This window comes from Acinetobacter sp. UBA801 (genome assembly GCA_002296655.1).
In the GTDB taxonomy this organism is placed as follows: Bacteria; Pseudomonadota; Gammaproteobacteria; order Pseudomonadales; family Moraxellaceae; genus Acinetobacter.
Map to the genome: position 1 here is coordinate 166,059 of DBIN01000028.1, position 11,881 is coordinate 177,939.

At 40.7% G+C, this 11,881-nt stretch carries 13 protein-coding genes and 3 tRNA genes; 11 read left to right on the forward strand and 5 right to left on the reverse strand.

Annotated features, from left to right (window positions below):
- Positions 1–90: 90 nt before the first annotated feature.
- From B2W49_RS05985 to B2W49_RS06010, 6 genes are all read left to right on the forward strand, one after another.
- Positions 91–717 (forward strand): superoxide dismutase, encoded by a 627-nt coding sequence (locus tag B2W49_RS05985; protein WP_291335453.1) that lies wholly within the window; start codon positions 91–93, stop codon positions 715–717.
- A gap of 145 nt (positions 718–862) precedes the next feature.
- A tRNA-Asn gene (locus B2W49_RS05990) sits at positions 863–938 on the forward strand.
- A gap of 6 nt (positions 939–944) precedes the next feature.
- Positions 945–1,020: transfer RNA gene (locus B2W49_RS05995), tRNA-Asn, on the forward strand.
- A gap of 214 nt (positions 1,021–1,234) precedes the next feature.
- Entirely contained in the window at positions 1,235–1,537 is a 303-nt protein-coding gene (locus B2W49_RS06000) for a hypothetical protein (RefSeq protein ID WP_291335455.1), read from the forward strand.
- A gap of 116 nt (positions 1,538–1,653) precedes the next feature.
- Positions 1,654–1,729: transfer RNA gene (locus B2W49_RS06005), tRNA-Asn, on the forward strand.
- Between the two features lie 79 nt (positions 1,730–1,808).
- Positions 1,809–2,231 (forward strand): DUF2726 domain-containing protein, encoded by a 423-nt coding sequence (locus B2W49_RS06010; protein WP_291335457.1) that lies wholly within the window; start codon positions 1,809–1,811, stop codon positions 2,229–2,231.
- Positions 2,232–2,268: 37 nt separating this feature from the next.
- On the opposite strand, the gene B2W49_RS06015 is transcribed toward B2W49_RS06010, so the two are convergent.
- The 4 genes from B2W49_RS06015 to glnA all read right to left on the reverse strand — a co-directional run bounded on the left by B2W49_RS06015 (position 2,269) and on the right by glnA (position 5,727).
- Positions 2,269–2,526 (reverse strand): hypothetical protein, encoded by a 258-nt coding sequence (locus B2W49_RS06015; protein ID WP_291335459.1) that lies wholly within the window; start codon positions 2,524–2,526, stop codon positions 2,269–2,271.
- 198 nt (positions 2,527–2,724) lie between these two features.
- A complete protein-coding gene (gene ubiA / locus B2W49_RS06020) occupies positions 2,725–3,603 on the reverse strand; it encodes a 4-hydroxybenzoate octaprenyltransferase (RefSeq protein WP_291335461.1) in 879 nt (292 codons plus the stop codon).
- A gap of 14 nt (positions 3,604–3,617) precedes the next feature.
- Complete coding sequence (locus B2W49_RS06025; protein ID WP_291335464.1) at positions 3,618–4,106, reverse strand: chorismate--pyruvate lyase family protein; 489 nt, start codon at positions 4,104–4,106, stop codon at positions 3,618–3,620.
- Positions 4,107–4,311: 205 nt separating this feature from the next.
- Positions 4,312–5,727, reverse strand: coding sequence for a type I glutamate--ammonia ligase (gene glnA / locus B2W49_RS06030; protein WP_291335466.1), 1,416 nt, complete (start codon positions 5,725–5,727; stop codon positions 4,312–4,314).
- A gap of 844 nt (positions 5,728–6,571) precedes the next feature.
- Between glnA and B2W49_RS06035 the strand changes: the two genes are divergently transcribed.
- The 5 genes from B2W49_RS06035 to folE all read left to right on the forward strand — a co-directional run bounded on the left by B2W49_RS06035 (position 6,572) and on the right by folE (position 10,395).
- Entirely contained in the window at positions 6,572–7,156 is a 585-nt protein-coding gene (locus B2W49_RS06035) for an anthranilate synthase component II (protein WP_291335468.1), read from the forward strand.
- 17 nt (positions 7,157–7,173) lie between these two features.
- Complete coding sequence (gene trpD / locus B2W49_RS06040; RefSeq protein ID WP_291335470.1) at positions 7,174–8,220, forward strand: anthranilate phosphoribosyltransferase; 1,047 nt, start codon at positions 7,174–7,176, stop codon at positions 8,218–8,220.
- A gap of 21 nt (positions 8,221–8,241) precedes the next feature.
- Positions 8,242–9,048 (forward strand): indole-3-glycerol phosphate synthase TrpC, encoded by an 807-nt coding sequence (trpC, locus tag B2W49_RS06045; protein ID WP_291335472.1) that lies wholly within the window; start codon positions 8,242–8,244, stop codon positions 9,046–9,048.
- 15 nt (positions 9,049–9,063) lie between these two features.
- Positions 9,064–9,753 carry a Smr/MutS family protein gene (locus B2W49_RS06050; protein ID WP_291335474.1) on the forward strand — a complete coding sequence of 230 codons (690 nt, stop codon included), beginning with the start codon at positions 9,064–9,066 and terminating at the stop codon, positions 9,751–9,753.
- A gap of 93 nt (positions 9,754–9,846) precedes the next feature.
- Entirely contained in the window at positions 9,847–10,395 is a 549-nt protein-coding gene (gene folE / locus B2W49_RS06055; protein WP_171062567.1) for a GTP cyclohydrolase I FolE, read from the forward strand.
- A 99-nt stretch (positions 10,396–10,494) separates the two neighbouring features.
- Here the strand turns inward: folE and B2W49_RS06060 are convergent, their stop codons facing one another.
- Positions 10,495–11,850 (reverse strand): diguanylate cyclase, encoded by a 1,356-nt coding sequence (locus B2W49_RS06060; protein ID WP_291335478.1) that lies wholly within the window; start codon positions 11,848–11,850, stop codon positions 10,495–10,497.
- Between the last annotated feature and the right edge of the window lie 31 nt (positions 11,851–11,881).

Consider the following 11,881-nt stretch of genomic DNA (forward strand, 5'->3'; position numbering starts at 1 on the left):
TTATTTATACACAATGCGCAATTTGGCTTGAAATCTATTACAATAGAGCCACTTAATGTTAAAACCCAGCAAATGCAAGGAATTGAAAACATGACAACCATTACTTTACCAGCTTTACCATACGGTTACGAAGATCTTGCTCCACACATCAGTAAAGAAACTTTAGAATTCCACCACGACAAACACCACAATACTTATGTGGTAAATCTAAACAACCTAATCGTAGGTACAGAGCTTGAAGGTAAAACTTTAGACGAAATCATCAAAGCTACTGCGGGTGATGCAGCTAAAGCTGGCGTATTCAACAACGCTGCACAAGTTTGGAACCACACGTTCTACTGGAACTGTATGGCGAAAAACGGTGGTGGTAAAGCGACTGGTGCTTTGGCTGCTAAAATTGATGAAGATTTTGGTTCTTACGAAAAATTTGCTGAAGAATTTGCTGCTGCAGCAACCACTCAATTCGGTTCAGGTTGGGCTTGGTTAGTGGCTGACGAAGTAAATGGCAAACTTTCTATTATGAAAACTTCAAATGCTGACACACCAATGGCACACGGCAAAGTTGCAGTATTGACAATTGACGTTTGGGAACACGCTTACTACATCGACTTCCGTAATGCACGTCCTGCTTACATCAAAACTTTCTTAGAAAGCCTTGTAAACTGGGATTACGCAAATGCGAAATACGCAGGTCAAGAAGCTGGTGTAGAAAAATAATTTCTATTTTTCTGTAGGAAAACTGCTCTTTATGGGCAGTTTTTTTATTTTTGCAGATGAAATGAATATTTATAAAGCAAACAATACATTTCTGATGATGAACGTGTTGACGACTTAAACTTTCATCCCTAAAATGCCCACAGATTCTCCAATAGCTCAGTCGGTAGAGCGACGGACTGTTAATCCGCAGGTCCCTGGTTCGAGCCCAGGTTGGAGAGCCAATCTATTCTCCCATAGCTCAGTCGGTAGAGCGACGGACTGTTAATCCGCAGGTCCCTGGTTCGAGCCCAGGTGGGAGAGCCAAATTCTAAAAAATCCCACGCAGCATGACGTGGGATTTTTTTGGCTATTTTTATCGTTTTTATAGTGGATATGATGTTCTAAGCGAATTGAACATGCCCAACTCTCCCCTTAAATTAAGATTAAAAAATGCGATGAAGATCGGGGAGCTCTTCTTGTGATGCCTCTATTTTTTCGCTACCTTAAGTTCATCAACAACAATAAAACTTGAAAGCCCATGCAAGCGCCTTGGTTAAAATCCCTGATTTTTTGGACAATTCTGATTGTGGTGATTTTTGCAATTTTTCAATGTACGCAAAAATCTGAAAGCAATAAAACTGCCGCGACACTCATGTATGAACGTCTGTATCAATGCAGTCGTGATCTGAACGTGCAGCAAAAAGCAACATTAAAACAAATTCAAAGCCAAGTGAAATCAGATCTGACCCAGCAAGAGATGCTGCGATTAATTAATTTATGTCGCAAAACTAACCCTCAACCGACACGCGAAGATTATATCAAAGCCATTCAAACACTCTAAAACTGTTATACAACAAAGCTAGACGATTATTTTTAAAGCAGTTAATCAATAATTACGGTTTTTTTTCAATTCCAGCTTGACCAAAAACAGATACCCACATAGAATGCGTGACAGATTCTCCCATAGCTCAGTCGGTAGAGCGACGGACTGTTAATCCGCAGGTCCCTGGTTCGAGCCCAGGTGGGAGAGCCAAATTACTTAAAAAAACCCACGCAGCATGACGTGGGTTTTTTATTCCTGCTGCTTAGGGTCTAACGACACTGCATCATCTATGTTTGAATCCAGTCAATCGACTTTTTTGCTTATTGGCAGCTTGGCGAGCCTTGCCCTGTTTATCTTAGTTTTTCAGCCATTATTTTTTCCCAAGAAAAATTTTTATCCCAAACCGATGATGACGGCTTTTGAACGCAGAATGTTTATGCGTTTAAAACAGGCTTTTCCTGAGTATCACATCTTGGCGCAAGTGGCATTTAGCGCATTAATCACCAATAGCCACTACAAAATTCGTGCGCTGTTTAATCGTAAAGTGACTGATTTTGTAATCTTAAATGCAGACATGCACGTTATTGCAATTATAGAGTTAGATGATCATTCACATATTGGCAAAGAACAGGAAGATGCAGAACGGGACGCAATGTTTCACGAGGCAGGTTATCGCGTTGTCCGATACACCGAAATTCCAAGTATCAGATAATTGCAATCAGATTTGAGCTAAAATCTTCAACTCGATATTAAGGTGTAGCTTCTGAAGCGGCTTGTAACTGACTGGCCTGCTTTGCTTGTTGTTCTGCAGCTTTACGCGCTTCAATACGCGCAATAATTTCTGCCTGCTGTTGTTTATATTTTTCCTGATTTTTAGCATCACTATTAACTGCTAAAAATGCCATACTGACCAAGAAAATAGGAATCAATAAACCTAAGCTTGCCAAAAAAATCATCTTTTTTAGGCTTGGCTTTTTTGCAGCTGCTTGCTGTTCAGACTGTGACATCATCTTTTCCTAATTCTAACTTCAAAATGACGCTCAATATATCAGAATAATGCTGATAGTGCTTTGTACATCAGGTATGTACGTTCTAATGCTCAGTTTATTTTTTAACAGAAAAAATTGATCAGCCATCTAATAAAAAAGCACCCGCCGCACAATACCATCAGATGCTTTACTCAGTTTTTTATCGCACAAAAATATTTACATTAAAGCCAATACAATTCCTACAAAAATAATCAGCCCAACCCAACGGTTATGACGAAATGCCCAAAAACAGCGTAGCGGGTCTTTATCTTTGGTTTTACGCCATTGATATATAAAGTCTGCCACCACCACCAACAACGCTGCCAAACCAAATGGAATCAGTAAATTTTCTAACCACAATGCCGTACCAATCAAAAGCACACTGCCCGCTTGCAACAATGAAATAATTGGAATGTCGTAGCGACCAAATAAAATTGCGGTAGATTTCACTCCAATTTTTAAATCATATTCACGGTCTGTAATTGCGTATTGGGTGTCATACGCCACAGTCCATGCCAAATTGCCAAAATACAATAACCAGCAAGTGAGATCAGGCGTTGCGCCAACAGCGGTATAAGCCATGGGAATAGACCATGAAAATGCCGCCCCTAAGAACACTTGTGGCAAATGGGTGTAGCGTTTCATGAATGGATAAATAAACGCTAAAAACAATGCCCCAAACGACCAATAAAACGTTTCAATCGGTAAGAACAACAACATGGCTGCACTAAGTGCAACTAAATCTAAGAATACATAAATGGCTTCTTTGGCACTAATCACACCCGTCGCTAAAGGACGTGTTTTGGTACGTTCCACATGACCATCTACATTACGGTCAGCAAAGTCATTAATGGCACAACCTGCGGCGCGCATAAAAATTGTGCCTAGAATCATAGGGATTAATATCCCGATAGATGGCATGCCCTGATTGGCAATCCACAAGGCCCACATTGTAGGCCAAAACACCAGTTCTGTGCCAATTGGTTTATCGAAACGACACAAATAATAATATGCTTCTAAACGCTCACGCCACGTGATCTGCTGTGCCAATGCCATACCAATCTCGTATCTTAATGTTGTTGAATAAATTGCTCAAAACGCGGTAAGAAAGTTTCTTGCACAATAAACTTACAGCCATGCCAAGTATAGCAACTTTGCCGTGTCCAGCCTTCATCGAGCAAAACCACACGCCTTTGACATAGCGGATTGGTGCGCTGAAACAAAAACCAGCCAATCGGTTTATTGCCAATATGCTGAAATAAACGGGCTTTGCTTTGTAAACTTAGAATCGGAAAAATACTTTTGGCTTTGACCCACGGCTGTTCATCACAGCCATATAAATAGCTTTCACGTACCCATGAAATGTGCCAATGTGGCATTTGCATCCACTGGGCATCTTGTAAATTTAAACGCTGAAAAGATTGCTGCAGTGGTTCAACTTTAAATTGTCCAGCTGCGAGCTGAGTCAGTTGTTGGGTCAAAGAACCTGCTGCATAGAGCCATGTTTTTAATTCAGCAGGCAGATTTGCCTGTTTGGGAAAAATAGGCTGTGTTCGCATGTTCTGCCACCTTAACAAGACAGCCTAGTTTAGCCCAAATTTAGGCAAAGTTTTGTGACCGAGGGCGTAATTTCCTGCAATTATCCATAATAAATTAAGCGATTTCTTATATTTTGATAAAATCCATACCAATTCAAATCATGATTGCCCAATCTAAAACAAAAAACCCGCCGAAGCGGGTTTTCAAGTTTGAAATTTTCGAGTATTACAAGCTGTAGTACATATCAAATTCAACTGGGTGAGTTGTCGTGTTCAAACGGCGTACATCTTCAGTTTTCAATTCGATATAAGCATCAAGCATGTCTTTGGTGAATACACCACCTTTTAACAAATAGTCATGATCTTCCTTCAAAGCATCAAGCGCCATTTCTAGGTTGTGTGCCACAGTTGGGATTTTTGCTTCTTCTTCAGGTGGAAGGTCATACAAGTTCTTGTCTGCAGCTTCACCTGGATGGATCTTGTTCTGGATACCGTCAATACCAGCCATCAATAATGCAGCGAAACCTAGGTACGGGTTCATCATTGGATCAGGGAAACGTGCTTCGATACGTTTGCCTTTCGGGCTAGAAACGTATGGAATACGAATAGAAGCAGAACGGTTACGCGCAGAATAAGCCAACATAATTGGTGCTTCAAAGTGCGGTACTAAACGCTTGTACGAGTTTGTAGATGGGTTAGTGATCGCATTCAATGAACGAGCATGTTTGATCACACCACCGATGAAGTACAATGCCATTTCTGAAAGGCCTGCATATTCATCACCAGCAAACAGGTTTTTGCCATCTTTAGAGATCGACATGTGAACGTGCATACCAGAACCGTTATCGCCTACCATTGGTTTAGGCATAAAGGTTGCAGTTTTTGCATATTGATGCGCAACGTTCCAAACTGCGTATTTAAACTGTTGTACTTCGTCAGCTTTACGCACCATGGTATTAAAGCTCACACCAATTTCTAACTGGCAAGATGCAACTTCGTGGTGATGTACTTCTACACGACCAGGACCCATGATTTCTTCAATTTTTGCACACATATCTGCACGCATATCTTGAGAAGAATCGACTGGTGGTACTGGGAAATAACCGCCTTTCACACGTGGACGGTGACCAGAGTTACCAGCTTCATAGTCTTTACCTGTAGACCATGCAGCTTCTTCAGCGATTAATGTATGGCGCGCGCCAGACATATCGATGTCCCATTTTACTTCGTCAAATACGAAGAACTCTGGTTCTGGGCCAAAGAAAGCAGTATCACCAATACCTGTAGATTTCAGGTATTCTTCTGCACGGCGAGCGATTGAACGTGGGTCACGGTCATAACCTTGGCCAGTTGAAGGTTCAATGACATCACAAGTCACAACAACTGTCGGCTCAGCGAAGAACGGGTCGATAAAACCTGTTTCAGCATCTGGGCGTAAAATCATGTCTGACGCTTCAATGCCTTTCCAACCAGAGATTGAAGAACCATCGAACATTTTACCGTCTTCAAATGTATCTTCATCAATAGTGTCTGCTGGGTAAGTCACGTGTTGCTCTTTACCTTTAGTGTCTGTAAAACGGAAGTCTACCCATTTTGCGCCACTTTCTTGGATGAGTTGAAGGACCTTGTTCGCCATGCTCATTTTGCTCCGATGTTTTTTGTTGCACCCGAAAGTGCGTGTTAGTAGTTGGCAGTTATAAAGCAATTAGCGTACCAACTTTTAAAAGCAAAGCTAAAACCATGAATTCCGTATGAGAATACATCATTTAAAAAATTGCTTTGTCGCTATTATACTGTCAGAAATATGATTTGCACCATATTCAAACACTGTTCATTTGATTTGATTTAAAATTGCAAAATATAGCACTATTTTGGTGCATTTATGTTTTGTTTCTGTTGAATTGTAGATCAAAAAATAGCTCAACCTGTAACTACGCAGCCATTTTTGCGGTGTTATGCTTGGTCCAACAATATTAAATACATTTTATTTTTTATTGAGCAAAAATAATAAAATCGTTTAACAATTCTAAATCTGCATTCTTTTGAGCAACCCGATTAAAAATACCTATACTGCGGATTTGTATTTTCTATCGAAACGCTGCAACCAAACCAACCGACTTGAGCCACAATAGCATGCGTCAGGATGCTACTTTTTGGCGCATTTTTGAATGCTATCTTAAGTGTGAAGCTAAAATATGACTGCTGAATGACCCAGTTTGATCAAATGATCTTTTCTTTCAGACCAAACCTGAATAATGCGCAACAAGCTTTGAAATGATGAATGCGCTGATAAGCTTTAACAGGGATTATCATATAAATAGTCAGCAGAAAATGCTTATTATTTGCTATGATGATCAGTGCTTCCTTATTCCACCTTCTTTTCGACAAGAAAAAATAAAGTCCTTTCTCATTATAGGCGCCGGAATAAAGCAAATTATCCCAGACTCTTTAGCACTTAAAGTGTTTAATTTTCAATAGGTTAGCTCATGCTTTTAATGATCGATAACTATGACTCTTTTACCTACAACATCGTCCAGTATTTTGGCGAGTTAAATCAGGAAGTAAAAGTCGTTCGTAATGATGCCGTGACATTAGAAGATATTGAGCGATGGCAACCCAAGTATTTAGTGATTGGCCCAGGCCCTTGTTCCCCATCTGAAGCAGGGATTTCCATTCCTACAATTCAGCATTTTGCAGGCAAAATTCCGTTACTGGGCGTGTGTTTAGGACACCAAAGTATCGGACAAGCCTTTGGCGGAAACATTGTGCGCGCTAAAACCGTGATGCATGGTCGTTTATCCGATATGTACCACAGCAATGCAGGTATTTTTAGCAATCTGCCTTCACCATTTTCTGCAACCCGTTACCACTCTTTGGTGATTGATCAAGCAACCTTGCCAGATTGTCTGGATGTGACATGCTGGACCAAAGAAGCAGATGGTTCGATGGAAGAAATTATGGGTGTGAAGCATAAAATTCTACCAGTTGAAGGCGTGCAATTTCACCCCGAATCGATCCTGAGCCAACACGGACATCAAATCTTTAAAAACTTTTTGGAAATTTACGCATAATGAGCGAGTCAAATCACATGAATATTCAACAAGCACTGAACCATATTACAAAACAAATTCACCTGACTCAGCCTCAAATGGAAGATGTAATGCGCGCGATTATGTCGGGCGAAGCAACAGACGCTCAAATTGGTGCATTGATGATGGGCTTACGCTTAAAAGGCGAAAGCATTGATGAAATTACTGCTGCTGCACGTGTAATGCGTGAGTTTGCAAACAAAATTGATGTCAGCGATATTCCGTACCTTGTGGATATTGTAGGTACAGGTGGCGATGGTCAAAACCTATTTAACGTATCTACCGCCTCTGCTTTTGTAATTGCAGCTGCAGGCGCAACCATTGCCAAACATGGTAACCGTGGTGTTTCAACCAATTCGGGTTCATCTGACTTGCTTGAGCAAGCAGGAATTAATCTTGATTTAAATATGCAACAAACTGAACGCTGTATTCGTGAAATGGGCGTAGGTTTTTTGTTTGCACCGAATCATCACACAGCCATGAAGTATGCAGTTGCACCACGTAAAGAGCTGGGTATTCGCAGTATTTTCAACTTGCTGGGGCCATTGACTAACCCTGCTGGTGTAAAGCGTTTTGTGATTGGTGTATTTAGCAATGAATTATGCCGCCCGATTGCAGAAGTGATGAAACAGCTTGGTGCTGAGCATGTCATGGTGGTGCATTCTAAAGATGGTTTAGATGAAATTAGTCTTGCTTCGAGCACTTATGTTGCAGAACTTAAAGAGGGTGAAATTACCGAATGGGAACTTACGCCAGAAAGCGTAGGGATTGAATCTCAAACTTTAACAGGGCTGATTGTAGAGAACCCAGCTGAAAGCTTGAATCTGATTAAAGATGCATTAGGCAAAAACAAATCAGACAAAGGCGAAAAAGCGGCCAATATGATTGCTCTCAATGCAGGTGCAGGTATTTATGTATCAGGCTTGACCAACAGCTACCAACAAGGTGTGGCTTTGGCACATGACATTATTTATGGTGGACAAGCTTTGGAAAAAATGGGCGTGTTGTCTGAATTTACCAAAACGCTTAAACAGTATGAAGCTTAAGACAGGTTAGGAAGAATCATCATGGTTGATATTACAAATACAATTTTAGGTAAAATTGTAGAACGTAAGCAGGAAGAATTTGCCGAGCGTCTGAAGCAACGTAGTTATGCAGACTTAGAAGAATTGGCACGTGCAGCAACACCTGTACGTGGCTTTGCACAAGCCTTGCACAGAAAACGCCCTGCTGTAATTGCCGAAATTAAAAAAGCATCTCCATCTAAAGGCATCATTCGTGAAAATTTCAATCCTGCCGAAATTGCACAGCAATATGAAGCCGCAGGAGCAGCCTGCTTATCCGTACTCACAGATATAGATTTCTTTCAGGGTGCAGATGAAAATATTCAAATTGCCCGTTCGCACTGCAGCCTACCCGCCCTGCGTAAAGACTTTTTAATTGACCCTTATGGCGTGATTGAAGCGCGTGCTTTGCATGCGGACTGTATTTTGCTCATTGTGTCTTGTTTGTCCGATCAGCAATTGCAAGAAATGTCTGAAACGGCGTTTGAACATCATTTAGATGTGTTGGTAGAAGTGCATGATGAAAGCGAACTCGAACGTGCACTAAAACTGTCTGAACGCTGTATTTTAGGGGTCAATAACCGCGATTTAAAAACCTTTCAGGTCGATTTAAATAACTCATTGCGTTTAAAAAATCTTTTACCTCCTTCTCGCCTTTTGGTTACAGAAAGTGGTATTGCGACTCCTGAAGATGTACGCATGATGCAGGAACACGATATTCACAGTTTCTTGGTAGGCGAAAGCTTTATGAAACAAGAACGTCCAGACCTTGCCTTTCAGGCACTGTTTGGTCAGCCTGAAAATCTTTAATTCATTCAAAGTACCATGAGTAAACATGATTCCTCGCTTTCTAAAAAACAGTACAAGCTACTGAAGTCTTTTAAAAAGCAAATCACTCAGCCACATTCTTCTCCTATTGCCAAATCGTCTGAACCCAAAGTTCAGACGCCTGAGCAACAGCAGGAAGATGATTTGGCGTTGTTTCATCAGCAAATGCAAGGTGTCCAAAAAATGGATGCTGGCAATATTGCTAAACTTGAAACACCTGCCAGAAGAAAACCTGATGCACAAACACTGGCCAAACGTGCAGCTGCCATAGGGCCTATGCAAACCGATGACACATTTCTGTCAGATACCCAAGCCATGCTCAACCCTGTAGGTAGCCAAGCGTCGCTGAGCTATCGTATTGCAACCTTGCAGCATAAAGTCTTTGAAGATTTAAAAGCAGGCAACTTACGTTGGTTTGAAGCTGTGGATCTGCACGGTTGTACGGTAGAAGAAGCACGGGCAGCAGTTTTACAAATTATTCAAATGGCTAAAGATGAAAACCAGAACGTGATTAAAATTGTGCATGGCAAAGGCCCTGAAGCCATTTTAAAAACTTATGTAAATGGTTGGCTGCGTCAGCATCGTGATGTTTTGGCTTTTGTGAGTGCGCCTGAAAAACAAGGTGGCACTGGCGCAGTTTTAGTGTTGCTCAAACGCAGCGAAAAAAACCCAAAGTTTAAACAGTAATCGGTTTCATCTTTTAAACAAGGCATTGCAATAGTTTTCTGTTACAATGCCGTCCTTGTTCAATATCAGTGTAAGTGAACACGTCTTATGTCTATGCAGCAATCCTACGCAAACATCCTAACCGCCGTTGGTGAAGATCTTAATCGTCCAGGTCTAAAAGATACGCCGATGCGTGCTGCTAAAGCTTTTTCGTATTTAACTTCGGGCTATAGCCAAACACTAGCCGAAGTAACCAATAATGCCGTATTTCCATCCGACAACCGTGAAATGGTCTTGGTGAAAAATATTGAGTTTTACTCACTATGTGAGCACCATTTATTGCCATTTTATGGTCGTGTGCATATTGCCTACTTACCAGAAGGCAATGTATTGGGCTTGTCTAAATTTGCCCGCATTACCGAAATGTTTGCTCGTCGTTTACAAATTCAGGAAAACCTGACTCAGCAAATTGCAGAAGCCGTGGCTGAAGTGACCAAAGCACGCGGTGTTGCTGTGGTGATTGATTCAGCCCACATGTGCATGATGATGCGCGGAGTAGGCAAACAGGAATCGACCACACGTACCGTGTCTTTTGTAGGTGACTTTAAAACCGATAAAGAAGCTCGTCGTGAATTTTTAAGTGCGGTGCCTGAAAGTTTTTAAATTGTGGCTAAATTCCACAGTCAAACAAAAAATCCCGAAATTTATGTTCGGGTTTTTTTGGGGTCTAGATTAAAAATTTAGCTAGATACATCTTCATCTTTAGCCTACAGACACATTGTTGCGTCCATTATTTTTTGCCATATACAAGGCTTTATCCACTTCTTCAAAAAAACGTTGATAGTCTGGATGCCCATCATATTCATGCACACCTATACTAATGGTAAAGTTAAATTCTTCACCTGTTGATGTTTTTAATGTGGCTTTTTCGACACGTTTACGAATATTTTCAGCGACTACCAAGGCACGATCAATGGTGGTATCAATCTGTAACAGTAAAAATTCTTCGCCGCCAATTCGGAAGGCATAGTCACTGCCTTTTGCATATTGCAAAATCACATCAGCTAAAAACTGTAATGCATCATCTCCTGCTGCATGTCCATAACGGTCATTGATTGATTTAAAATGATCGGCATCTATCGCCAACAATGTTAAAGGCGAATTATTTTTTCGTGAAAAATTAATTTCACGGGACACGATGGTATTTAAATAACGGCGGTTGAGCAGTTGAGTTAAGGCATCATTGCCTGAACTGATATATTCAGACACCTGAAAAATTTGATCGACTAAATGCAAAATTTCACGATTCTTGGCACGAATGGATTGAATCATTTCAATTGCCTGTGCCTGACTTTCACATTGACTAATTTTCTGAATTAATTCATCCACCTGATAAATAAATTCAGTAATAGTTTGTACTTGTTCCGAACTTGAAAATGCATAAGCCGCTTTATGAATAAACCATAAACCAAATTCTGTTTTAGATAAAATCGGTTGCGTCATTTTGGTGTGATCGGACACCACCTGAAACATCAGTTCATTTTCCCAATCCAGCAAAGTTCCGCGTTGTCGATCTTTGTTCACGGCAACATCTTGCATGGCAGAAAATAAGCGATAGGTATGTTTCATATCATTATGTACTTCGACCTTCATTTCATAAGATCGGCACATAATTTCTGTGGCAAAGCATAAAATTTGGCTTAAATAATTAAACTGATTTAAGTTGCTATTGGCTTCTGTTGCAAAAAACTCAAAAGCCTTTTTTATAATAACGCGCACACCACGAATAATCAGCCAAGATGGAATTTGTACACGTGCATGCACATCGCCCACTTTAAATTGCTTTTCTACAATCTCGTTATAATTGTGTTGAAACGGAACTTCAAAACTGGAAATTAGCCACTGATATAAAGCGTTTTTTAAGCGATTCTTCACCATCTCTGCAGACAAAAATTCTGTCGCATGTTCTTCAAGCAACATTTGCTGATAGAACTCGATCACAAAATCTTCTGCGTGGGCTTGAATAAACTGGGATGTCGCTTGCAAATCTTCTGGCTTAAATTGCTCGCAAATTGACTTCCATTGCTCTGCAAGCTCATGCGTACACTCTTGATACATCCACAACAACCCAGCCAAAAGAAACTGCTAG